Origin of the sequence: Bacillus cereus group sp. BfR-BA-01360 (assembly GCF_022663595.1) — a bacterium.
Lineage (GTDB): Bacteria > Bacillota > Bacilli > Bacillales > Bacillaceae_G > Bacillus_A > Bacillus_A cytotoxicus.
The window spans coordinates 110,550-133,557 of the sequence record NZ_JAKUFV010000007.1; the positions used below are offsets into that span (position 1 = coordinate 110,550).

Consider the following 23,008-nt stretch of genomic DNA (forward strand, 5'->3'; position numbering starts at 1 on the left):
AAAGGAGGCTTTCCACATGGGTTACGGATATGGCGGTGGCTATGGTTGCGGATATGGCGGCTTCGCTTTATTAATCGTTTTATTTATCCTTCTAATCATTATTGGAGCTAGCTGTTGGGGCGGCTTCGTTGGTTGCTAAGTAATTTGCAAAAACTATTGTAAAAAAGCACGTGATCTACGTGCTTTTTTGCTACCCCAAATCTTTACATGGAAAGGAATTATTTTTTCATGAAAATTGATGGTGTGTTTGAAGGTGGAGGAGTTCGTGGAATCGCACATGTAGGTGCCATTTGCGCATTGAATGAGCGCGGCTACTCTTTCGAACGTGTTGCTGGTACATCAGCAGGTGCCATTATCGCCGCTCTACTAGCAGCTGGTTACTCCTGTACAGAATTAAAAGATATAATAAGTACTTTAGATTATTATCAATTTACGAAAAAAACGTTACTTGATAAAATCCCAGTAATCGGAAAAGGATTAAGTGCATGGACTCGATTAGGAGTTTACTCCAATATTTTTTTAGAAGAATGGTTAGACGATTTATTACGTAAAAAAGGGATTTATTTTTTTAGTGATTTACCTAATCTGAAAAACTTAAAGATTATCGCTTCAGATATAAGCAACGGGAAAATGGTTATCTTTCCTGACGATCTACCAAACTATGGTTTTCCAAATTATCGTTTTTCGATTGCGAAAGCGGTTAGAATGAGCGGAACCATTCCCTTCTTTTTCGAGCCCATAAAGTGGAAAACACCAAAGTGGAAACAACCTTGTTACATGGTGGATGGCGGAATCTTAAGCAATTATCCGATTTGGATTTTCGATTCGCCAACGCTGCCTCGCTGGCCTACCTTTGGATTTCACTTTGTAAAAGATGAAATTCAAGCAGAACCCGTTCTTTACAAAGAACCCCTTTCAATGTTTAAAGGATTATTTAAAACAATGATGCAGGCGCATGATTTACGCCATTTAGATAAAGAAGCAAAGGCAAGAACAATTAAAATTCCAACCGGTACGATTACAAGTACGAACTTTCAATTAACTACCGCTGAAAAAGGTTGGCTGTATCAATCTGGATTCGATGCTGCTACTACGTTTTTACAAACTTGGAACTTTAAAAGATATATTAACCAATATCGAAGTGGAAATCAAAAAAGAAAAACATATCATTCACAAAACAAATTAGATTTATAATCTTTGTTCATTTCAATAAGCCTAATACATACTCATTATATTAGGCTTATTTACAATTAAATATTTTTTCAATGAAGCACCCTGTTATCACTTCTGAATTAAGGATATTCCAATCCTTCTGCCTCTTTAGCTGAAATTACTACATACCGCTCTCCTGTTCTCAATCCTAATAGCTCTGCCTTTTCAATTGCTTCTTGCTTTGTCTCTGCATAAGCTGCTAAATATTTCGTCCCGGCAATTACTTGACAAATAACAAATTGTTTCATACTTTCCTCCTTTTTTCATTTTACTTCTTGTTGCTGTACAAGAAGGATCTACTATACTGCCGCCCTTCTCTTGGCTAACAACACCCCTTTATATCTTTTATTGTATATGGGATAGATTATCTAGAAAAGTAGAAACCTAAAAGAGTTACATAACAAATAAGCAATTTCCTAAAAAAATAAATATTTTTCGCTATGTAATCTACATACCATTTTGCCTACAATCGGTATGATAGGAGCAAACTCCATTCAATATGAAGGGACATAAATGTAGATTTTCCATTTTTATTTATTGGGTTTGGTTTATCGGGCTCGCTCTTGCGGGGAGACCATTGAAACGAATGGATTCATCAGGAAAAATAAAGTTTCGAGAATTATTATATGGGGCATTTCTCTTTATATGGTAAAACAACTCATCTTTTCGCTACTTCTAAACGGACAGTGAGAATGATTATCACCCCTATTTAGAAGCCCTGATAAAAATTTTCATTCTATCAGGGCTTCTATACCTTTATTTACTTTTAACATACATAACAAAAGAAATTGGATAACCATTTAGCATTACTCCTATTCTGCCAATTCTTATACGAAGATATCCGTACTATTTAATGGAATTTGTATGTCTTACATCAAAAAAAGAAAGGAAGATTTCTTCCTTTCTCCTTTTACGCTCCACTTTTAGCGATTGTATCCTCCACCAAGTTGCTGTTCTGCCATCGCTACAAGACGTTTTGTAATTTCACCACCTACAGAACCATTTGCACGTGAAGACGTATCAGCTCCAAGTTGTACACCAAATTCTTGTGCAATTTCATATTTCATTTGATCAAGAGCTGCTTGAGCTCCATTTGAAGCGAATTGATTAGAATTACGATTTCTAGCCATTGTCGTCACCTCCTTTATATATTAAAATGCAAAGAATCATGTTTTTTTATTCACCTTATTTTCAACATTTTTTACCATTGAGAATCAATTCATGTACAAACATAAAAATTTGAACTACATACAATTAAAATGTTAAAAATAGATTTTCTTACAACAGAGTTAAATTTTCATACAGATCTCTAATATCCCTCCAACAATATGCCGTCTCTTCTACACCCCATTTCTCTATCATTTTTGTATCTACTCGCTCTGGCTTGAATTTTTCATAAAAAAGTTTTGAAGGATTATTTGACACAACCCACACCAGTACGGAATGGATATCATATTTAATGAATTCGGAAATCATCATTTGAAATAATCGTTGTCCAATTTTATATCCTTGATATTCTTTTATTAAATAAACCGCATATAATTCACCATCACAACTATAATTTCCAGTTCTTTCCTCACCCCCATCAATGAATCCTACAATTTCCCCTTCTGTTGTTTCTGCAACATATCGATATTGTTTAGAAATATTTTGTTTAAAAATATTTTCCCACTGTTTTTCTCGACGCCTATATGTCATATTCTCTAAAATCTCCTTAGGTAACAATCCACTATATGTTGTTCTCCAACTATCAACGTGTACTTTTGCGATACTAGGAATATCTTCTTTTCGTGCTATTCTAATCTTTATTTGCATTTCTTTCCCACCTTTTGTACTTATAACGATTTAGTCTATAAAAAATAAATGATTGTAAGCTCCATCCATTTTTCTATATCATTTATTTTCGACAATGACTCTTAACAATCCTATGTATACAACTTCTTTCGTTTTCTCTGAACACTAAATGAAGATCTTATCAACCAGTAACGAGGTACAAAAATTGTCCCAAATAAAAAAAGGATGATATTCGTCACCCTTCTTTGCTCTTCTTATCTACTTTCCACTTCAACTGAAACGATATGATCAATTTCTTTTAAAGTACTATATAACTCTGTTGTATATAAACCCTCCGGTACCAATATCACCATCTCTAATTTTTGTGATGTACCATTCTCAATGTCTTTTATTTTAACTCGTTTCACTTGCATATTTAAATTTTTTATTTGCTTAAAAATTCCATCTAACTCTCTGTGCTCATTTACAATAATTCTTATAGATAAATCTTTTTGTCTTAACGAATAAGGACCAGCAATTTTAATAAGTTGAGGCATTACATTAATTGCTAATATAATTAAAACCATAGCTACTGTCGCTTGTATATAAAAACCAGCCCCAATTGCGATCCCTAAAGCTGACGCTGCCCATACCATAGAGGCTGTAGTTAATCCAGAGATTACATCATTATTTCTGCGTAAAATGACCCCTGCCCCTAAAAAACCAACACCACTTACAATTTGAGCTGCTAAGCGCATTGGATCCATATTAGTATGCCCTGGCGAAGAATATACATTTACTGATTCAATCGAAACCATTGTAATTAAACAACTTGCTACCGAAATAACCATACTTGTTTTTACACCAAGCGGCTTATTCTTAAGCTGCCTATCAACTCCAATAAATAAACCTAAAAAAAGCGCTAAGCCTAATTTCAGTAAAAATTCATATGACATATTTCATTCTCCTTACTTATATGATGCTCATCATTTTATATGTTAAACATCATCTTTCTCTAAAGAATAAACTATAACTCTTTTATAGTATGGATTCCAGTCTTTTCTATAAAGAAAACGAAAAAAGTCGAAAAAATATGTATATATTTTTTCGACTTTTTTCATTATTTATCTTTCTTTCCTTCTTTTATCTTAATATTGGCATTTTTATAAAAGGCTACTTTTCCTTCATTATATTCTTTTGTATATTGGTTAAATTTCTCTCTCTCTTTTTGAATTTCTTCGCTCAATGTATTAAAAGCCTTTACTTTTTCGCCAATTTCTTTTAATTTTGTTTCTTTTACTTTCAATTTCTCATATAATTCTTTTTCAATTGTCAATGCCTGCTTATAACTTTCATTCATCTTTTTGAAAGATTCATAACGATTTTTATAAGCTTCATTTACTTTCTTTGCCTGTTTTTGAATTTTTTTATCTTCAATTTTATCTGCATAATCTGGAACAGATTTTATCTCTTTTTGCGCTTTTTCAAGCAAATCTTTTTCATTTGTAATTATTTTCTCTCGTTCATCTACATTTGCAACCGCTTGGTCAATTTTTTGAATAACCGCTTCATTATGCTCTTTTCCTTCTTTCATAATTTGAGCATATAATTCTTGGTCTTGCTTCTCTAACTTTTCTAATTTTTTCACATCATCAGAAAGCATCTTTTCTTGCTTTGCTGCGTTTTCAAAGGCAACAAAAATGTTTTCTTCTGGCTTCTCACCAAAACAACCAGATAATAATCCTACTGATAATGCTCCAACAAGTGCTACTTTTCTATAAATCACTTTCCATTCCTCCATCAAATACGGTTATCATGCCAAAAATTCACCGGGAAGTGATTTTCTTCATGATACGCTTCAAATTCATACCCTTTTTCTTTTAGTCCTTTTATAATTGCTGGAACAGCTGCAACAGATTGCGGATGAATATCGTGCATTAAAATCACTTCTTGATCATTTGTTGCACCAGCAAGTACATTTTGCGCAATTTTAGCTGCTGCTGCATCGACTGGCATCTTGTTGTATTTCCAGTCTAAAGAATCAATTGTCCAATCCCATACTTTTAAGTCAGCTTCAACCACTTTGTTACGAAGCGCTTCATTTAGCCCTGGCATTGATCCATACGGTGGACGTGTTAATTTAGGGGATTGTCCAATAATATTTGCTATTAATCTTTGATTCTCTTTCATTTCCTTTACGTATTCACCATTTGTATATAACTTTTTAAAGTTATGTGTCATGCTATGCATACCTACATAATGACCTTCTTCCTTTTCACGCTTTACTAAATCAGGATATTGTTTTACATTTGCACCAATTAAGAAAAATGTAGCTTTCGCATCATTTTGTTTCAAAATCTTTAGCAACTCTGCTGTATATTTTCCTGGTCCATCATCGAAAGTAAGATATGCAACCTTTCTCACTTGACCATTAAATTTACTTGGCGCTGTTTTTTTTAGTTCAACTTTTCCTTGTTCGCTTGCTAGCTGCACCGGGTTCTCTTGCTTAGCTACAGTTGTCGCTGGCGAAGTAATCGATTGAAACATAAAATAGCCGACTGCAATTGCAATAATCGCTACCATTACTACGACAATACGTTTTACTTTTAAAGCATTATCCATTCTATCATTCCTTCTCTCTATTAATTTTATATATAAATTACCAAATGTAATTATACACGTATTCATTTGATTGTAACGATAAAAAGACAAATATAGAATAAATTTTAACGAAATTGTTATACCGATTTCTTTTTACTCTCAACATATTATACCTATAAATCTACAATTCTTCATAATCACTCATTAGACTTTCACGTAAAACACAACTCGCATCTACCTTTCTTGTTTCTCTCTGAATCCTAAGGAAGAGTGTAAACTGTTATTAATCTGATACAAAAAAGGATGGCAAATACCACCCTTTTCATCTAATTTTGAGTTAATTTGATGCAATGCCTAGGTGTTCATTTAATGTTTTCGAAATCTCTTTTACATTTTTCTCATTTGGCATATAATAATAAATTCCACGAATACGTTTATCTGTCCCTTCTACTTGTATTTTGTCCATTTGCCAATCGGATTCAGCCATATTTTTTGCAATCGAAAGCATATCATCAAATGTTAAATTCGTTTTCATACCATTATCAATTGCAGTTAATAACGAACTCATTTTACTAATAGATTGAGCTGAAAACGCTTTTTTCGCAATAGCTTCAATGACAAGTTGTTGTCTTTGCCCACGCATTGCATCACTATCAATTTTACGTGTTCTCGCTAATGCGAGAGCTTGTTCTCCATTTAAATGTTGATACCCTTTTTCTAAATGAATCATACCTGCTTGGTCTTTGCTGTCTTGTTCTGTAAACGTTACAGGCACATCCACATCAATGCCTCCAAGTGAATCAACAATTCTCATAAACGAATCAAAATTAAATTTCACATAATAATCTACTGGAACATCTAAAAATCGTTCAACAGTATCTCTTGTACTTTCAACACCACCAAATACATGAGCATGTGCAATTTTATCTAATTTCTTTCTTGATGGAATATATACACGTGAATCACGTGGAATACTTACTAATTTCACAGATTTATTATCTTTATTAATAGTAGCCAATAAAAGCGCATCGGTACGAACTGCTTCTCCATACTGACTTTCTCTTACATCACTACCATCTACACCCATAATTAAAATTGAAACGTTATCCTTTAGTGGTTCAACTTCCTTATCACGTTTCGTTGATTTATCAATTTGTTCATATGCTTTATTTGCAACTGCTTTCGCTTTATTATATATAACAGAACCATATCCAATGCCTCCCAAAAGAAGCAAAAACAATGAAATGAAAATGATCCATTTAAATGATTTTCTTTTAAAGCGTCTCTGTTTACTTCTTGTATTATGATGTTCTAATTCAGAGCTCATGTTCACTCTCCTCTCTTTCTTTTTTTTAGTATACTTCATGTATAGTAAACTTCCTATTGAAATTCATTTCATTCACCTTACATTTTTGTAAGGTTTCACTTCAAAAAATGCAAAATGAATATATATTTCACTTCACATTATACTCTCGTATTTTCTTTTGACAAGGTAAAAAACTCCTTTTAACAAAGTAAGAAATACTACTTTAAAAAAATTTACAATCATAAAAGTTAAAAACTTTTTATCATACTTTATAATATGTAATGGAATATCTTTATTTTTCCACATTTCCTGTTTCTATATCTCCCCCATACACATACAAAGCATTTATTACAAAAATGTAATAATAAAAAAAGAAAGCTAGTACACAGCCAGCTTTCTCTCCTCACGATTTTTCTTTTTCTGTTTTCACATATTTAATGCTAATTATCTGTTCACTGATATGTCCATATTTACGACTACTCCCTCGTAATCAATCTCCAGTTCACACACCTCTATCTTTGGAAAGACTTTCATTAACTGTTCAGCAATCTCCTGACGATTTTCATATGGGGTTAAAATGAAGAGAGATGGCCCTGCCCCACTTAGTGCTGTTCCATATGCTCCAAATCGCTTCGCATATTCACGAACAGAAGGTAGAAGAGGAACCAATTGCGAACGATACGGCTCATGAAATAAATCTCGTTCCATCATTTCACCAACTATTTCCCATTTCTTTTCACATAGTGCTGCCACTAATACGTTACTAATCGAGCTTGCACGAACAGCATGATGAAATGAAAATGTTTCAGGTAGCACGAAACGACTTTCATTTGTATTTAGTTCTTCATCTGGTATTACAGAAATAACTCCTAATTCTTTACTTTCAATCCGAACAACGGATACATGTCCCTCATCCATTGCACCAATGACTGTTCCTCCTAAAATAGAAGCTGCTACATTATCCGGGTGCCCCTCAAACTTTGTAGCAAGATGAATTTTTTCGTCTGTTGTTAAGTGTAACGCTCCTAACTGATTCGCTAGTTCAATTCCAGCAACAATGGCAGAAGCACTGCTTCCTAATCCTCTTGTAAGTGGAATATTACTTATGACTTCTATTATATGAGAAGATAACGATGGGCATACTTGAAGGGCCGTACTTATAATTAAATTGCTATCATCGTTTGGAACGGATTGGTCAAATGGATGTATAACATACCAATGCGGCACTTCTTCCTTCACAATAACTTCTAAATATAAAGATAGTGCCATCCCTACAGAATCAAAACCAGGGCCTATATTTGCTGTACTCGCTGGAACACGAATTTTAAATGGTATCACGAAATAATCACTCCCTTAATATGACCTTTCATTTGTTCTAAATCATTTGAGATATTTGTAATTTGTAATGAATTCGAGGAGATTGCGATATCCGGGTCTTTCAAACCATTTCCTGTTAATACAGCGACGACTGTCTCTCCTTGACGAATTTTACCTAATTGAACATGTTTAATGATCCCCGCTAAAGAAGCGTTGGAACCTGGTTCAGCAAACACTCCTTCTGTTCTCGCTAGCAATTGATAAGCCTTTACAATCTCTTCATCCGATACCATATCAATTTCACCGTTCGACTGTTCGGCAGCCTCCACTGCATAATGCCAGCTTGCAGGATTGCCAATTCGAATTGCAGTTGCAATTGTTTCTGGTCCTTCAATGACATGACCTTTTACAATCGCTGCTGCACCTTCCGCTTCAAACCCATGGATTCTTGGTTTTTTATACCCTTTTTCTTTCTCGTATTCACAAAAACCTTTCCAATATGCAGTAATATTCCCAGCATTTCCAACTGGAATAGCAAGAACATCTGGCGCTTTTTGCAACTGATCACAAATTTCAAACGCAGCTGTTTTCTGCCCTTCAATCCGATACGGATTAACAGAGTTTACTAATGTAATAGGCTCTTCAGCCGCGATTTGTCGCACTGCTCGCAGCGCATCATCAAAATTTCCTTCTATCGAAATAATTTCTGCACCATATGCAAACGCCTGTGCTAACTTTCCATGAGCAATTTTACCTTCCGGTATAACGATAATACATTTCATTCCAAGGCGAGCCGCATATGCTGCTGCAGATGCCGAAGTATTCCCTGTCGAAGCACAAATAATGGCTTTTGAACCCATCTCTTTTGCTTTTGCAACTGCCATTACCATACCGCGATCTTTAAATGAACCGGTTGGATTTGCTCCTTCATATTTTCCGTATAAACATATCCCTAATTTTTCAGAGATATTTTCAAGCGGAATAAGCGGTGTATTTCCCTCCATCAAACTAACCTCTGGTGTATTGTGGCTCACAGGTAAATAAGAAGCATATTGTTTTAATAACCCTTTATACATATTGTTTTTCCTCCTCAATACTGTAGTAACTTTTTATTTCACTTGCGACATCCTCTAATAACTGTAAGACTTGTGAAAATTGATATTTGGAAGTTTGATGCGTTACAATTACAATTTCTGCAAATTCTTTATTTATTGGTAATTGTATAATTTCTTCGAAACTAACAGAACAATTCTCGAAACATTCTGTCACTTTATGGAACATCCCTGGTTCATCACGTAATATAATACGCAAGAAATATTTTGAAACAATATCTTTATCTTGTTTTAATTCATATGGCTCCATTTCTTTACATACATCTTGATTTTGCACCTCTTGGTTCATTTTTTTTACAATAGCTACAATATCACTTACTACAGCAGAACCTGTCGGCAACTTGCCTGCACCCGGTCCGTAAAACATGACTTCTCCAACTGCTTGACCATGTACGTATACAGCATTAAACTCATTATTTACACTTGACAGAGGATGTTTGCTCGGCAATAAAGTAGGTGCAACGCTTAAATGAATTGCTGAACCTTCTCTTTCTGCTTTCCCAATCAGTTTCATTGTAAACCCTAGTTTTTCTGCTATTTCCAAATCTTCTTTTTCAATATTCCGAATACCGCGAACATAGACCTCATCTAAAGACACATTCATTGAAAATCCTAAATTAGCAAGAATAGCTACTTTTCTTGCTGCATCTAGCCCATCTACATCTGCTGTAGGATCTGATTCTGCAAACCCTAACCTCTTTGCTTCTTGCAACGCTTCTTCATAAGACCAGCCATTTTGACTCATCTTTGTTAAAATATAATTTGTTGTTCCATTCAAAATTCCCATCATCTTTTCAATATGATCTGAAGCTAATCCGTCAGCAAGTCCTCTTAATATTGGAATTCCACCTGCTACACTCGCTTCATAAAGCAACTCACAATGATTCTCGTTTGCAAGTTGTAGTAATTCTGCTCCATGTACAGCCATCAAATCTTTATTAGCAGTTACAACATGCTTCTTATATTGCAACGCTTTTATAATATGCTCTTTTGCTTCTTGAATCCCGCCCATTACCTCTACAACAATATCAATATCTGCATCATGTAAAAGTTCTTCGGCCTCTCTTGTAACAATAATTCCCTTGATAGAAACATCTCGTTCTTTTTCTAAATCCCGCACAACAACTGTTTTTACCTTCACTTCACTCCCTGTCTCAAGACCAATCTTCTTACCATGTTCCTGTAAAATTTGAACGACGCCACTTCCAACAGTTCCTAGTCCTAATACTCCAACATGTACAACACGATTCATCTTTCAATCTCCTCTCAAATTTGAAAATAAACAATCTGTTCTTTTCTTATTTGCTTTCTATACATGCTAGCGGTTCTTTCCGTACATATAACCAGCATCATATACAGCACCTCCTTTCAAAGTTATAAAAAAACACACTCATCCCTAGTAAAGGGACGAATGTGTTTTCGTGGTTCCACCCTTGTTCCAATCTAGATACGTTTTCTTTCTAGATTGCTCAAGTTCAGATAACGGCTGAGACCGCCAATAATTACTAGATTTCTCGTTCACTATTGAAGTTCAAAGGTGGTAAGATCATTTTTCGTGTTAGGAAGCTCACAGCCTTAGACTTCCCTCTCTGCAAACCGTAAAAATCATCTTGTGTCCTTATCATTACTTTTCCATTCATATTTATTTGTTAACTCATTATACGCGTATACAAAACAAAATCAATATATTTTTGATTTTGTTTATTTTCAATCGATTTAATCCGAAAAAAACACACTCATCCCTAGTAAAGGGACGAATGTGTTTTCGTGGTTCCACCCTTGTTCCAATCTAGGCACGTTTTCTTTCTAGATTGCTCAAGTTCAGATAACGGCTGAGACCGCCAATAATTACTAGATTTCTCGTTCACTATTGAAGTTCAAAGGTGGTAAGATCATTTCTCGTGTTAGGAAGCTCACAGCCTTAGACTTCCCTCTCTGCAAACCGTAAAAATCATCTTGTGTCCTTATCATTACTTTTTCGTTCATGTTTATTTGTTAATTTATTATAGTTATGAAAATGTAAAAAAACAACCCTTTTTTTCTTTATTTTTCAAAATTTCATACAATTGATATGTAATAAAATATATAGAAAGGGGAATTAAAATGGTTAACGATATTCCATAGGAACAGAGAAAAAATCGGCAAGAAACTTCGGGATGACGTACATCGCGACGGCGACTGGCATGAAATATTTCATTGCTGGTTTGTAGAAAAGAACAAGAAAGATATGTTTTTATATTTCCAATTGCGCTCTAAAAACAAAAAAGATTTTCCTGGCAAGTGGGATATTATATCAGGAGGACACATTATGCACAATGAAGATGTAAAAATGGGGGCCTTCGTGAAATAAGCGAAGAAGTAGGACTTTCCTTGCAGACAACTGATTTAATATATAAAGGAATCTTTTCAACCCACAAAAATGGCGTCCATGATCCTCTTTCTCTCTTTCCTTTGCACATGATTATGAGTAGTAGCATGTAGCACATCAGAATTTCTATAAAAATAGTTTTCATAATACGGTATATTTACATACAGCATATAAATATTTCTATCCAAAGAAGTATTTACTTAAAAAGGGGGCATCATTTTAAATGGCTATGCATCATACATAATCAAAAACCTCCCTAACATTTTATATGCCTTCCCTCTATACTTTGTTAGAGAAATGGTCATCATCCGTAAATAAAAATAGGATTTCTACTCCATTACAGAATAGAAATCCCATTTGGATTTTATATTCTCTCTTCTTATGGATTAGTAGACCAAAGCCCTGCTGATTTAATAAATGTACGCTTATTTAACTTCAACTGCGCTACGATAAATTCCGCAATATCTTCAGCTTGCATTACTTTATCTGGGTTACCGTCTGTTAATCCTAATTCTACTGCCATATCTGTTGCTACTGTACTTGGTGTTAACGCTGTGACACGAATGTTATGTTTACGAACTTCCATTGCTAATGATTCTGTTAAACCAAGAACACCAAATTTTGATGCACTATATGCACTTGTTACTGGCGCACCTTTTTGCCCAGCTGTAGACGAAATATTAATAATATCGCCAGATTGTTGCTCAATCATGCTTGGTAAAGCTGCACGAGTTACATAATATACACCCATTAAGTTAACTTGAATTATTTTTTCCCAATCAGCTACATCTAGTTCTAAGAATTTACCGAATTTAGAAATACCTGCATTATTAATTAAAATGTCAATAGAACCTAATCCATCTTTTAACGTTGCAATAGCAGTTGTAACTTCCTCATATGAAGACACATCAGCAGTAGCAATAACAGCTTTTACCCCTTCTGCTTCTACTTCTTTTGCAACGGCCTTTAAATTCTCTTCAGAACGCGCTAATAGACCAACATTTACACCTTCTTTTGCTAAAGCGATTGCTACAGCACGACCGATTCCGCGGCCTGCTCCTGTAATTAACGCATTTTTGCCTTGTAATAATTCTGCCAAATAAAACACTCCTCAATCTATGTTGCTTATTTCATATCATGAATTCTATATGCATATGATAAAAAATGCAATGATGCACTTTAACGTGCGTAGGTTACTTATAAGTAACTATAAACAATTTATTAAACCTGAAATTCCCCCTTCAATCTTTCCTACTTCGCAATTCAAATATATTGAACTCCCACCTACTTCTACATGAGCTGGAGATGGGAGTCTTACTTTCCTAAAATAGCGAGATAAATTATAAATATCTCCATTCCTTGAAAGAGGTATTTCTTTGCAAATAAATAAGTAAATTTCACCTTAACCATTTTCATGATTTATACGCACAGTTTTTACTAGAGTCTGAAAATGAAAAAAGCCTTCCGAGTTTCCTCGGAAAGCCTTTTTTATCATAATGATACTATCTCTTATTATGCTTTTGTATACCCTAATAGATGCTTACTCCAGTAAGAGTTATTTACTGAACTAATTCTTACACCAGTTTCATCAGTTTCTGCACTAATGAATTGACCGTTTCCTAAATAAACACCCATGTGTGAAGGACCAGCCTTATAAGTATTGGCAAAGTATACTAAATCGCCTGGTTGTGGATTACTTGTTTTTGTCTTAGAGCTCCAGTAACCTGCAACTGTTTGACGAGGGCCGCTATGCCCTGTTTGTTTTAATACATAGTAAATAAAGCCACTGCAGTCAAACCCAGCAGGTGTTGTACCAGCTGTTCTATATGGAGAGCCATTTAAAGATCTTGCAAATGCGGCAACTGATGATGTATTACCTGTTGGTGCAGCCGATTTTTGTGTTTGAGTTGTTTCTTGACTTGCACCTGTATTTGTATTCGCGGCTCCACCTTTTACGAATTTCACATAGTCTGCACTTACATACCCTGTTCTTCCGTTATGATTTATTTTATACCAACCATTTTCTACACCAGTTACTTGTAGCACTTGACCTCTTGTTACACCACCAATAACAGCATTATATGTAGCAGGACCTGTACGTACTTTTAAAGCGCCTGTATTTACTCTACATATGCTCCACCAGTTTGAAGTGCCACACTATTGTTTGCAGCTGGTTTCTCTGTTTGGCTAGATACAGCTGTCCCACCTTTTGTTACGAAGTCTTTACTTATGTATCCAGTTCCACCATTGTAGTTAACCTTAAACCAATCTTGTACTTCCCCTACAACTTGTACCACTTTTCCTTTATGTACAGAACCTAAAACAGTATGAGATGTACTTGGGCCTGTACGTACATTAAGTGAAGATACATTCACTGTGTAGTTGCCTGTTCCTTGTTGAACAGCAGTACCTTTTGTTCCACCAGTTGTTACAAAATCGCCACTTACATAGCCTGCTTTACCATTTACATTTACTTTAAACCAACCGTTTTCTTCACCAGTTACTTGTAATACTTGACCTTCTGTTACTTTAGAAATAATGTTATGTTCTGTACCAGCCCCTGAACGAACATTCAATACATCAGCTGTTACTGTATATTTTAGTTCAGAAGGTGTTTCAGATACGTTGTTTGTTTTAGTTGTTTGTTGTTGAGTTTGTCCATTGATTTCCTTTAACGCATCAGATGTAACTTGTGCATGAGCAGAGTCCATTCCAGGAACTGCTACACCAGCTACGGATGCTACTGCCAAACCTGCAATTACTTTCTTCATAAGTTATTTTTACTTCCTTTCCCTACTACCCTCTTTAAAAAAATGAACTTAATAATCTACAATTTTCTTAAAATTGAATGCGCATTAAGTTTCATTTTTTGACAAGAGCTTTATTTTTCACACGTCGTTTATTGTAAAACATTGACGTGAATTTTGTGTGAACTTTGTGTGAACTTTTTTGAGATGATAAGATAAGTTGAAACAATCACTAAACGTATTCAATTGCTATCTCATTCAAAAAGTTCATTCTATAAGTCACTCTTACATCATGACAAAAATCGAATGATTTATCAACTATATAATATTTTGAAATACTATATTTCTTTTAACGTAGTACCTTTTCGTTTAAATGCCCCCCTCTACCTCTACATGAGCGAAAGCGGAGGTGCATCATAAGCATTTTCGTAAAAAACGTTCATGATACATTCTTGATTTTTTATAGAAGATACAATTTAAACATGTTAAAATAACTATTACATATAGAAACCATAGGAGGCTCTTATTCATGGCTTACGTGATTGATCAACATTCTAAACAGCACAAAGAAATTTACTATGCATGTATGTGTCTATTATCCGTATTAACATTCCGAAAAATTCTAACGATTGAACAAAAAAAGAAAAATTTAAAATATGCTATGACTCACGATTGGAATGATATAAACAAAGATAACATTTATAAATTATGAATCTTCTTATACAAAAAAGGACTACATATTTTCTGTAATTCTTTTTTCATTATATTAATACATTCGAAAGGAACTATCGTTAATGAAAGTTTTCGCATTACATATAGACAGATTATTACAAACAAGCGAATTTCATACTTTAATGAAGCACATTTCACCAGAACGAATTACAAAAATCAATCAGCTTGTTTTTCCTAAGGATAAACATCGTTCCTTACTTAGTGAAATTTTTGTCCGATTCATTATTCAAGAGGAACTTCATCTCCCAAATCACAACATTACATTTCAAGTTGGACCGTACGGAAAACCTTTTGTCGAAAATCTTCCTTCCTTTCATTTTAATATATCTCATTCTGGTAATTGGATTGTATGTGCAATAGATTGTCATCCGATCGGAATTGATATTGAAAAAATAGCACCGATAGACTATAGCATAGCAAAACATTTCTTCTGTTATGAAGAATATGAAGATTTAATGGCGAAAATAGAACCTGAACGAATGGCTTACTTTTATCACTTATGGACTATAAAAGAAAGTTTTGTAAAGCAGTCTGGTGCAGGTTTAACCGTTCCCTTGCATTCATTTTCAATTTCAATTGATTCATCTCAAAACGTTCATATACGAACTATCGAAAAAACAAATCCTGTTTGTATCGAAATTCTTCACATAGGCACTGGCTATAAATCTGCAGTCTGCTCTTATAAAAAGAATAAGCCTACTAAAATTACATATATAAAATTGGAAGACCTTCTTTTTTATACGCCTTTCTCACGCTGCAAATTCTTTTTACCCGACTAGCGACTGTCTCATGTATTTCTAGTGAATCGAGGATGTTCACTTTTTCAAATAAGATGTTTCTTCATGTTCTTTTCTCTCATTAACGAATTCAAATCCATAAGACATTAATTTATGTGTTTCAGTGAACCGTTTTGTTTGACTCTTTGTTCCCATAACAACTGTAATAATACGTTTATCTCCCTGTTTTGCTGTTCCTGTGAAACAATATCCTGCACTATCAGTAAAGCCTGTTTTTAATCCATCCATTCCTTCTATATGAAGGTTTTTATTAGCTGTATTTAACATTTCATTTGTGCTTGTAACAGAAATATTTTTAAAAGCTAATTGGCTGCGACGTAAATGTGTTACCTCTAATATTTCTGGATACTCTTTAATAAGATGATACGCCAACTTTGCAACATCAGCAGCTGGCATCTTCGTCTCACTTCCATCTGGTTCTTGTAGACCAGACGCATTAGCAAACTTCGTTTTATTAGAAAGTTCCAAATCCTTCGCTTTTTGATTCATAATTTGAACAAAGTTTTTTTCTGTCTTTGCCATATGTTCTGCCAAAGCAACTGCTGCATTATTCGCGGATTGAATCATTAAAGCATGGAATAAATCTTTCACCGTTACTACATCATTCATTTGTAATGGAATTTTAGCACCTTCCGTTTGTGCTGATTTTGCACTTATTTTCACTTGATCTTCCCAATGCACTTTTCCCTTATGTATATTTTCTAAAAGCAAATATGCGGTCATCATTTTTGACATACTCGCTGGAGCAAACGTTTCATTTTCATTATTTTGATAAATTACTTCTCCATCGCTTGCATCAATAATAATCGCTGCTTTTGCTTCCACAACCGGGAGATATTTTTGCGGAATGACTTTTTCCGATACACCCAACTTTGGCAACTCTGCCACTTGAAGAGGCTGTCCTTCTATTAGAAGATTTTCTTTTGCTTTTGCAATATCTCTATCATCTTTTCCTAAACCTTCATGGAAAACGAACCAACATATACCGAAAATAACGGCTAATAGTATTGTTACTCTTCCCCACCTTAACCTTTTCATCGCTAAACTCCTTTTAATCTATCAAATTATCATTTCAGATTTAACCTTATCAACAATGCCTTCATACCGTCAAGGTAAAAAAGTCCTAACATACTAATACAAACCATACACACTGTGTCAGGTCAATTGTAAACTATTTATTCTACACATTTTTTATAAAATAGAAGATATGTACAAACCAAAACCATGTTATTTAATAGAATATAGTACACCTTAACAAAAGGAGGGATTACGATATGGCACATCGTAGTAACAGAGGGCCGATCTTTGAATTACTCTCAGGATTAAATCCTGGAACAGATGTAGAAGATGTTTTTATCAACGGCCTAGAAGAAGCAGTTGATGCTTTTGCTTCATTTGATAGAAGAAGCGGCCTTGCAACTTTTTCAAAAGGGAATGGAGAGATTCTAGTAGTTGATTATCGTAAAATTGATGCTATTGAATTCAACTAATCATTAACATCACTCTCTAATTATCTACTCATGCTAAGCATTTTTATTTTGCTTAGCATGTTTTCATGAAATGAATTCTATTTATGAGGAAACGACTTTCTTTTAGAAAAAAGAGAGTTGTTTCCTCATATTGTTTTCCCACATAAGACATGATACTATATACTTTGGAATGTGAATGGACAAACATTCTATATCATAAAGAAGATAATGAAATTCATTCGCTTCAAATTAATGTATTTACATGTAAAAGAGAGTGAATATATGAAACCGACTATAAAAAATTATATCTTTTTACATGCTGCTTTCTTACTATATTCGATTATCATGGTTTATATGAAATGGGCAGCTAAATTCCCGATTGCATCTATTGGCTTTTTTGTCGCCTACTTCGGACTTATCGTATTTTTATTTGGCTATGCTATTATTTGGCAACAAGTCATTAAACACTTTGAAATATCTAGAGCATACTCACACCGAGGTATTATTATATTATGGTCTATGCTATGGTCTGTTCTCCTATTCGGCGATACAATCAAGTGGAATCATATACTTGGTGCGGCTATTATTATCGTTGGAATTGTGGTGGTGACAAAAGATGAATAATTACATGTTACTATTTATTTTTGGTATCATTTTAGCCAATTACTCACAGATTTTATTAAAAAAAGCAACATTACAAAAATACGACTCTAAACTAAGAGAATATGTCAACCACTATGTTATGATCGGGTATTCTTTGTTTGTTATGAATGCTGGCTTAAATGTCATTGCATTAAAAGGCTTGCCTTTAAAACAAGCATCTGCCTTAGAATCACTAAGCTATCTTATTATTTTAGTATTTAGCTGGTACTTCTTAGGCGAAAAAATTACAAAAAGAAAGCTCATTGGTAACCTTATTATTGTCATCGGTGTTGTCATTTATTGTATACAATAATAAATATAGCCATACAAAAAGTCCGTTATTGAAAACGGACTTTTTTGTACTCTTACACTTATTCCCCTATATTTTGAATCTTATTTTTTAACTCTTGAACTTGTTGAACTGTCTGCATAAACTCTGAATCTTTAAATTGTTCTAGATCCACTTTACCTTTCTCAATCTTTTTCATTGTTTCATCAATCCATGTACTTAACGTTTCATTGTATCCAACAATCTGCTCATGCATTTCTTTTGCTACATCCGGCGGCGTTAATTTATTAAAGCTTGAAATATCCTTTTGAATCTCTTCTAACTTATTCTCTAACTCTTTTCTTGATGCGCTATCATTGATCGCTTTTTTCGCTAACTCTGGTGCCTCATTTGCAAACTGACTGACTTCGTTTATATAGTCCGTTGTCTTTTGTGCATATTCAACGGAGTTTTTCCCCCCTTCAATCATCGAGCAACCTGTTAATCCGATTAAGAGTACGGCTAAAAATGATAAAACTCTTTTGATTGCCATTGTTTTATCTCTCCCTTATCTTCATGGATTTACCACATACATTCATTTTATGTATTCTAGTAAAACGTCTCTTTCCCTTGTTAATTGGCTATAAAAAATATTTTTTTACATATGTTTATTACATCTTCTAACTCTAAATGGACTCCCTCCTTCGTTTAGAGAAAGAGAGCTTCTCGGTTATAGCATTCCCTTCGTACACTCTCCTCTCGTTTAAACTTATATGTTTTCACTGCAGACTTTCACAAGTTAAACATTGCAAGTTATGAACACACTTCATTCTATTCATAACTTGTAGCTTTTATATAGAGTGAAGCTTTCATCAATAGAGACTTCCTCTCCACTCAGTTTTTTTTACATACAACTACTCCTACCTATTTCTTCACCTAAACATGATTTTCTACCATTTCTAATTCTTTTTTGATTTGATTTTGATTGAATCCCTCACCTATCATAACCAAATTAGTTGGAAAGCCAAAGTCTTGTTCCAATAAGGTTGGTACTCCAAACGAATATTGCAATAAGTGTGGATACTTATTCCCATGAAATTTCACAAAGCCTTTCACACGATAAATACAATCAGGTAATGTTGATAACCATTCATATAATCTTTCTTGATCGATTGGTGTCGTAAATTGATATGTCATTGTTTGAATATGCAAATGCTGTTTCACATGCAATGTCTCATGCTCTTCCTTGCTTCTAAACTCAGCTTTTTCTATATGAGCTAAAGATATATTACAATACTTTGTTTCATACAATTTAGCATGCTGATTTATAGTCCGTACCTCTTCTACAAGCTTGTTCTTATCCTCTTCTGTGAGTAAGTCTACTTTGTTTATAAGAATATGACTTCCATATTTTATTTGTTCTTGTAATAACTGCTGAACGTTTGCACTTAATACACTTCGATTTAACCACCTTACTCCATCTAAAACGACTATAATTGATTTCACCTCAAGAAAAGGAGCTAAAATCGGTGAGATACATGCATCTAATACTTCAATTGGGTGAGCTACTCCCGTTGTTTCTATGTAAATGACATCCGGCTTTTCTTGTTGATATAAAGAATGTAACTGGATTTCAAGCTCTTCTTTTAATGTACAACAAATACAACCTTTTAGTAGCTCCCTTAAAACATTCTCTTTCCCAATAATATCTGTATCTACTGAGTATTCACCTATTTCATTCATTAAAACAGCAACTTTTCTATTCTTTTTCTTTTCTGCTAATAATAGGTTTTGAAGCAATGTTGATTTTCCGCTTCCTAAAAACCCACCTAATATATGAATTTCTACTTTTTTCATTTCATCGACCATCCATTTCTCTACTCTAATCTTCTCAAAACGTAATAATTACGATTTATATTCATTATTTTATTAAAAGAAGTATGTTTTGTAAACGAAACTGTCTCATTCACCTCGTATGTAACTCGAACTCTAGACTCACTCGCACTTTGTACCCATCCCCCATTATCTCATACTATTTGCAACTATATCAATTACACCATCTGAATAATGATCGCTTAACAAAGAACCTAATGAATATCTTTTTTGTAATGTCATAAACTAGATGAGAATCTGTATAAGCAGAGTCCATTTGTACATATCAAAATTATTGAAATAGCGAGGAATTGGTATATGAAAAAAGGTATTAATCGTGTTGTATTAGTGGGAACTGGAGCGGTAGGATGTAGTTATGCTTACTGTATGATTAACCAAGGCGTTGCTGAAGAATTTATTTTAGTTGATGTAAATGAAGCGAAAGCAGAAGGAGAAGCAATGGACTTAAGTCATGCGGTTCCTTTCGCTCCAGCACCGACAAGAGTTTGGAAAGGAAGCTACGAAGATTGCAAAAATGCCGACCTTGTTGTAATCACTGCTGGTTTACCACAAAAGCCAGGTGAAACTCGTTTAGATTTAGTTGAAAAGAATGCAAAAATTTTCAAACAAATTGTACGTAGTATTATGGATAATGGATTTGATGGCCTCTTCTTAATTGCTACGAATCCTGTAGACATTTTAACTTATGTAACATGGAAAGAGTCAGGATTACCAAAGGAACGTGTCATCGGTTCTGGTACGACTTTAGATTCTGCACGTTTCCGATATATGTTAGGAGAATATTTCAACGTTGCTCCTCATAATATTCATGCTTATATCATTGGTGAACATGGTGACACAGAACTTCCGGTTTGGAGTCACGTATCAGTTGGTGTTCAAAAACTACAAACGATTTTAGACAAAGATAATGAACATAATCAAGAAGAATTAGATAAAATCTTCATTAAAGTTCGCGATGCTGCCTATCATATTATTGAACGTAAAGGCGCTACGTATTACGGCATTGGCATGTCTCTGTTGCGCATTACAAAAGCAATTTTAAACAATGAAAACAGCGTATTAACAGTCTCTGCTTACTTGGATGGACAATATGGACAAAAAGACGTCTATATCGGTGTGCCTGCTGTTCTAAACCGCCAAGGTGTTCGCGAAGTATTAGAAGTTGAATTAAATGCGCAAGAAGAATTACAATTCGATCATTCTGTTCAAGTATTAAAAGAAACAATGGCTCCTGTTCTTTAATCGAGAATCAGCTACATGTATCGTAATCAAAAAACGCTTGGGGATGAAGCGTTTTTTGTAAATTTGTTAAAATAGAGAGTGAATACTAGAAATGAAAGTAGCAATTTGATCGTACTTAAATACTCTCCATCGATATCCTTTAAGTAAACGGACTCCCACTTATGTTCGGGAGTCCGTTTTTACGTATTTTTATACATTCAAACGTCTAGGTGTGTTTTCGTTCGCTGGAAACATACGTATTCTTTTCATTTCTTAACTATTCTTCATCATTTACTTCAAATACATCTAATAAGAAAATAAAGATTGGAATTCCGATAATAAGACCCCATATTCCTAAAAAATGCTCTGAGAAGATTAAAATCATAAATGTATAGAAAATGGGTAAGTTCGTTTTTGCAGACATAAATTTTGGATTTAAAAAATAACTTTCAAGAGCATGAATAACCGTAATCACAATTAATATGTATACAACGTACATTATTCCACCGATATTGTAGGCAATGATACAAAGTGGAAACAATGAAATAATAACACCAGCAACAGGAATTAAGCCAAGTAAAAAAATCATAATTGCTAATACGAGAAGCTGGGGAAATCCTAAAAAAACAAGTGCAATGACCGTGAGAATACAATTTACGATCGCAATTAAAAACTGTGCTTCAATCACTTTTCCAAATGACCGTGCAAACCGTTGAGAAAAATAGGCAATTTCTTCATAAAAAATCTTTAATTTACTCTCTTTAAATTTAGACGTAAACGTAATAATTCGTTCTTTTTCTAGCAAGAAAAATAAACTTAAAATAAGAGATAATAAAATTTGCAAGCTAACTTTTCCAATGTTCGCCACAGACTGGTAAATGACATCTACACCTTGTTCAATATATTTTGATACTTCCATTTGATTAATTGTTGAAAGTACATATTTAATGATCTCATTATCAGGTGGATGCTGAAAAAACAGTTTAAACTGATAAATTAACTGAGAAATTTGTATCGTTAATACCGGCAAATATTTATATAATGTTGTGACAATAAACGTTACTAAAACACTATATAAACAAGCAATCACTACTTTTCGATTTATTTTTAACTTGTTTGAAATAAATCGTTGAAATCGATCCATTAAAAAAGTCAGAATAAAAGTGATTAATATTAAATTAATCATACTTTTTAATCCATATAATAAAAACGCTAATATGACGAATACAATGAATCGTTGAAATCCTCTACTTTGAAAAAAGTTTTTTACTTGAATCATGACAAATTACTCTCCCCCTTCAATGGATTGATATTCATATATTGAAATACAGGTCTATCTATTGCCATATTACTACATATTATGAATTCCTGTAGACAATCTTTCTCATAAATTGAAAAGAATCCTCTTTTTTCTTTATCTTTTCATTACTTATTCATGATATCTATACACATTCTTTTTCGTAAATAGCTCGCTTGGCGAGAATTCATCATCAGTGGAAAATGAAGTACTCACTAAGGGGAATTCTACTTTATACCGGTCAAATATAAAC

General features: G+C 33.9%; 23 protein-coding genes, 3 pseudogenes and 2 other annotated features. Of the genes and pseudogenes, 10 read left to right on the forward strand and 16 right to left on the reverse strand.

Features of this window, described 5'->3' with window-relative positions; genetic code table 11:
* Positions 1–16: 16 nt before the first annotated feature.
* Both MR056_RS09160 and MR056_RS09165 read left to right on the forward strand, forming a co-directional pair.
* Positions 17–139 (forward strand): YjcZ family sporulation protein, encoded by a 123-nt coding sequence (locus MR056_RS09160; protein WP_041809642.1) that lies wholly within the window; start codon positions 17–19, stop codon positions 137–139.
* An 89-nt stretch (positions 140–228) separates the two neighbouring features.
* A complete protein-coding gene (locus tag MR056_RS09165) occupies positions 229–1,194 on the forward strand; it encodes a patatin-like phospholipase family protein (RefSeq protein WP_087094811.1) in 966 nt (321 codons plus the stop codon).
* A 98-nt stretch (positions 1,195–1,292) separates the two neighbouring features.
* Here the strand turns inward: MR056_RS09165 and MR056_RS09170 are convergent, their stop codons facing one another.
* Complete coding sequence (locus MR056_RS09170) at positions 1,293–1,460, reverse strand: DUF3933 family protein (protein ID WP_012093994.1); 168 nt, start codon at positions 1,458–1,460, stop codon at positions 1,293–1,295.
* 187 nt (positions 1,461–1,647) lie between these two features.
* Here MR056_RS09170 and MR056_RS22855 point away from each other — a divergent pair.
* Positions 1,648–1,902, forward strand: a pseudogene (locus MR056_RS22855) (LysE/ArgO family amino acid transporter); the annotation flags it as partial.
* Between the two features lie 233 nt (positions 1,903–2,135).
* Here the strand turns inward: MR056_RS22855 and MR056_RS09175 are convergent.
* From MR056_RS09175 to MR056_RS09215, 9 genes are all read right to left on the reverse strand, one after another.
* Complete coding sequence (locus MR056_RS09175) at positions 2,136–2,342, reverse strand: alpha/beta-type small acid-soluble spore protein (protein WP_012093993.1); 207 nt, start codon at positions 2,340–2,342, stop codon at positions 2,136–2,138.
* Positions 2,343–2,490: 148 nt separating this feature from the next.
* Entirely contained in the window at positions 2,491–3,027 is a 537-nt protein-coding gene (locus MR056_RS09180) for a GNAT family N-acetyltransferase (protein WP_087098484.1), read from the reverse strand.
* 233 nt (positions 3,028–3,260) lie between these two features.
* On the reverse strand, positions 3,261–3,941 hold the full coding sequence (locus tag MR056_RS09185; RefSeq protein WP_087098482.1) for an MgtC/SapB family protein: 681 nt from the start codon (positions 3,939–3,941) through the stop codon (positions 3,261–3,263).
* A 164-nt stretch (positions 3,942–4,105) separates the two neighbouring features.
* Entirely contained in the window at positions 4,106–4,771 is a 666-nt protein-coding gene (locus MR056_RS09190; RefSeq protein ID WP_012093990.1) for a YkyA family protein, read from the reverse strand.
* 14 nt (positions 4,772–4,785) lie between these two features.
* On the reverse strand, positions 4,786–5,607 hold the full coding sequence (locus tag MR056_RS09195; RefSeq protein ID WP_210351556.1) for a peptidoglycan-N-acetylglucosamine deacetylase: 822 nt from the start codon (positions 5,605–5,607) through the stop codon (positions 4,786–4,788).
* Positions 5,608–5,923: 316 nt separating this feature from the next.
* Positions 5,924–6,913 carry an LCP family protein gene (locus MR056_RS09200; protein ID WP_087098478.1) on the reverse strand — a complete coding sequence of 330 codons (990 nt, stop codon included), beginning with the start codon at positions 6,911–6,913 and terminating at the stop codon, positions 5,924–5,926.
* 423 nt (positions 6,914–7,336) lie between these two features.
* Complete coding sequence (thrB, locus tag MR056_RS09205) at positions 7,337–8,230, reverse strand: homoserine kinase (protein WP_087098476.1); 894 nt, start codon at positions 8,228–8,230, stop codon at positions 7,337–7,339.
* Entirely contained in the window at positions 8,227–9,285 is a 1,059-nt protein-coding gene (thrC, locus tag MR056_RS09210) for a threonine synthase (protein ID WP_087094807.1), read from the reverse strand. Before thrC ends, thrB begins: the two co-directional genes overlap by 4 nt.
* Complete coding sequence (locus MR056_RS09215; protein WP_087098474.1) at positions 9,278–10,573, reverse strand: homoserine dehydrogenase; 1,296 nt, start codon at positions 10,571–10,573, stop codon at positions 9,278–9,280. Before MR056_RS09215 ends, thrC begins: the two co-directional genes overlap by 8 nt.
* 148 nt (positions 10,574–10,721) lie before the next feature.
* Positions 10,722–10,955, reverse strand: a binding site (T-box leader).
* Between the two features lie 112 nt (positions 10,956–11,067).
* Positions 11,068–11,301: a binding site (T-box leader), on the reverse strand.
* A 133-nt stretch (positions 11,302–11,434) separates the two neighbouring features.
* Here MR056_RS09215 and MR056_RS09220 point away from each other — a divergent pair.
* A pseudogene (locus MR056_RS09220) lies at positions 11,435–11,727 on the forward strand (NUDIX hydrolase); the annotation flags it as partial.
* A 341-nt stretch (positions 11,728–12,068) separates the two neighbouring features.
* On the opposite strand, the gene MR056_RS09225 reads toward MR056_RS09220, so the two are convergent.
* Both MR056_RS09225 and entFM read right to left on the reverse strand, forming a co-directional pair.
* Positions 12,069–12,788, reverse strand: coding sequence for a 3-ketoacyl-ACP reductase (locus MR056_RS09225; RefSeq protein ID WP_012093984.1), 720 nt, complete (start codon positions 12,786–12,788; stop codon positions 12,069–12,071).
* A 413-nt stretch (positions 12,789–13,201) separates the two neighbouring features.
* A pseudogene (entFM, locus tag MR056_RS09230) lies at positions 13,202–14,460 on the reverse strand (enterotoxin EntFM).
* A gap of 505 nt (positions 14,461–14,965) precedes the next feature.
* Here entFM and MR056_RS09235 point away from each other — a divergent pair.
* Positions 14,966–15,148 carry a hypothetical protein gene (locus MR056_RS09235; RefSeq protein WP_012093982.1) on the forward strand — a complete coding sequence of 61 codons (183 nt, stop codon included), beginning with the start codon at positions 14,966–14,968 and terminating at the stop codon, positions 15,146–15,148.
* A gap of 82 nt (positions 15,149–15,230) precedes the next feature.
* The gene (locus tag MR056_RS09240; RefSeq protein ID WP_012093981.1) at positions 15,231–15,947 is read left to right on the forward strand and encodes a 4'-phosphopantetheinyl transferase family protein; all 717 of its coding nucleotides are present in this window, start codon (positions 15,231–15,233) and stop codon (positions 15,945–15,947) included.
* Between the two features lie 36 nt (positions 15,948–15,983).
* Here the strand turns inward: MR056_RS09240 and MR056_RS09245 are convergent, their stop codons facing one another.
* Positions 15,984–17,003: a D-alanyl-D-alanine carboxypeptidase family protein gene (locus tag MR056_RS09245; RefSeq protein ID WP_012093980.1), complete on the reverse strand. Its 1,020-nt coding sequence runs from the start codon at positions 17,001–17,003 to the stop codon at positions 15,984–15,986.
* 236 nt (positions 17,004–17,239) lie between these two features.
* On the opposite strand from MR056_RS09245, the gene MR056_RS09250 reads away from it, so the two are divergent.
* From MR056_RS09250 to MR056_RS09260, 3 genes are all read left to right on the forward strand, one after another.
* Entirely contained in the window at positions 17,240–17,455 is a 216-nt protein-coding gene (locus tag MR056_RS09250) for a hypothetical protein (protein ID WP_012093979.1), read from the forward strand.
* A gap of 261 nt (positions 17,456–17,716) precedes the next feature.
* A complete protein-coding gene (locus tag MR056_RS09255; protein WP_041810327.1) occupies positions 17,717–18,058 on the forward strand; it encodes an EamA family transporter in 342 nt (113 codons plus the stop codon).
* Positions 18,051–18,389, forward strand: a complete 339-nt coding sequence (locus tag MR056_RS09260; protein ID WP_012093977.1) for an EamA family transporter — start codon at positions 18,051–18,053, stop codon at positions 18,387–18,389. Before MR056_RS09255 ends, MR056_RS09260 begins: the two co-directional genes overlap by 8 nt.
* 58 nt (positions 18,390–18,447) lie before the next feature.
* Here MR056_RS09260 and MR056_RS09265 read toward each other — a convergent pair whose 3' ends face one another.
* Together MR056_RS09265 and MR056_RS09270 are read right to left on the reverse strand one after the other, a co-directional pair.
* Positions 18,448–18,897, reverse strand: coding sequence for a DUF6376 family protein (locus MR056_RS09265; protein ID WP_012093976.1), 450 nt, complete (start codon positions 18,895–18,897; stop codon positions 18,448–18,450).
* Between the two features lie 383 nt (positions 18,898–19,280).
* Positions 19,281–20,201, reverse strand: a complete 921-nt coding sequence (locus MR056_RS09270; RefSeq protein WP_041810325.1) for a CobW family GTP-binding protein — start codon at positions 20,199–20,201, stop codon at positions 19,281–19,283.
* 333 nt (positions 20,202–20,534) lie between these two features.
* Here MR056_RS09270 and MR056_RS09275 point away from each other — a divergent pair, with 333 nt between their 5' ends.
* Positions 20,535–21,479 carry an L-lactate dehydrogenase gene (locus MR056_RS09275; protein ID WP_012093974.1) on the forward strand — a complete coding sequence of 315 codons (945 nt, stop codon included), beginning with the start codon at positions 20,535–20,537 and terminating at the stop codon, positions 21,477–21,479.
* 256 nt (positions 21,480–21,735) lie between these two features.
* Here MR056_RS09275 and MR056_RS09280 read toward each other — a convergent pair whose 3' ends face one another.
* A complete protein-coding gene (locus MR056_RS09280; RefSeq protein WP_012093973.1) occupies positions 21,736–22,737 on the reverse strand; it encodes an AI-2E family transporter in 1,002 nt (333 codons plus the stop codon).
* Between the last annotated feature and the right edge of the window lie 271 nt (positions 22,738–23,008).

What these genes read in the sequence shown, in the direction of transcription:
- MR056_RS09280 (WP_012093973.1), bottom strand. Translation starts at nt 22,737, where the DNA reads ATGATTCAAGTAAAAAACTTTTTTCAAAGTAGAGGATTTCAACGATTC.
- MR056_RS09260 (WP_012093977.1), top strand. Translation starts at nt 18,051, where the DNA reads ATGAATAATTACATGTTACTATTTATTTTTGGTATCATTTTAGCCAAT.
- MR056_RS09160 (WP_041809642.1), top strand. Translation starts at nt 17, where the DNA reads ATGGGTTACGGATATGGCGGTGGCTATGGTTGCGGATATGGCGGCTTC.
- MR056_RS09170 (WP_012093994.1), bottom strand. Translation starts at nt 1,460, where the DNA reads ATGAAACAATTTGTTATTTGTCAAGTAATTGCCGGGACGAAATATTTA.
- MR056_RS09195 (WP_210351556.1), bottom strand. Translation starts at nt 5,607, where the DNA reads ATGGATAATGCTTTAAAAGTAAAACGTATTGTCGTAGTAATGGTAGCG.
- MR056_RS09200 (WP_087098478.1), bottom strand. Translation starts at nt 6,913, where the DNA reads ATGAGCTCTGAATTAGAACATCATAATACAAGAAGTAAACAGAGACGC.
- MR056_RS09215 (WP_087098474.1), bottom strand. Translation starts at nt 10,573, where the DNA reads ATGAATCGTGTTGTACATGTTGGAGTATTAGGACTAGGAACTGTTGGA.
- MR056_RS09165 (WP_087094811.1), top strand. Translation starts at nt 229, where the DNA reads ATGAAAATTGATGGTGTGTTTGAAGGTGGAGGAGTTCGTGGAATCGCA.
- MR056_RS09240 (WP_012093981.1), top strand. Translation starts at nt 15,231, where the DNA reads ATGAAAGTTTTCGCATTACATATAGACAGATTATTACAAACAAGCGAA.
- MR056_RS09175 (WP_012093993.1), bottom strand. Translation starts at nt 2,342, where the DNA reads ATGGCTAGAAATCGTAATTCTAATCAATTCGCTTCAAATGGAGCTCAA.
- MR056_RS09245 (WP_012093980.1), bottom strand. Translation starts at nt 17,003, where the DNA reads ATGAAAAGGTTAAGGTGGGGAAGAGTAACAATACTATTAGCCGTTATT.
- MR056_RS09250 (WP_012093979.1), top strand. Translation starts at nt 17,240, where the DNA reads ATGGCACATCGTAGTAACAGAGGGCCGATCTTTGAATTACTCTCAGGA.
- MR056_RS09255 (WP_041810327.1), top strand. Translation starts at nt 17,717, where the DNA reads ATGAAACCGACTATAAAAAATTATATCTTTTTACATGCTGCTTTCTTA.
- MR056_RS09235 (WP_012093982.1), top strand. Translation starts at nt 14,966, where the DNA reads ATGGCTTACGTGATTGATCAACATTCTAAACAGCACAAAGAAATTTAC.
- MR056_RS09265 (WP_012093976.1), bottom strand. Translation starts at nt 18,897, where the DNA reads ATGGCAATCAAAAGAGTTTTATCATTTTTAGCCGTACTCTTAATCGGA.
- MR056_RS09270 (WP_041810325.1), bottom strand. Translation starts at nt 20,201, where the DNA reads ATGAAAAAAGTAGAAATTCATATATTAGGTGGGTTTTTAGGAAGCGGA.
- MR056_RS09275 (WP_012093974.1), top strand. Translation starts at nt 20,535, where the DNA reads ATGAAAAAAGGTATTAATCGTGTTGTATTAGTGGGAACTGGAGCGGTA.
- thrC (WP_087094807.1), bottom strand. Translation starts at nt 9,285, where the DNA reads ATGTATAAAGGGTTATTAAAACAATATGCTTCTTATTTACCTGTGAGC.
- MR056_RS09180 (WP_087098484.1), bottom strand. Translation starts at nt 3,027, where the DNA reads ATGCAAATAAAGATTAGAATAGCACGAAAAGAAGATATTCCTAGTATC.
- MR056_RS09185 (WP_087098482.1), bottom strand. Translation starts at nt 3,941, where the DNA reads ATGTCATATGAATTTTTACTGAAATTAGGCTTAGCGCTTTTTTTAGGT.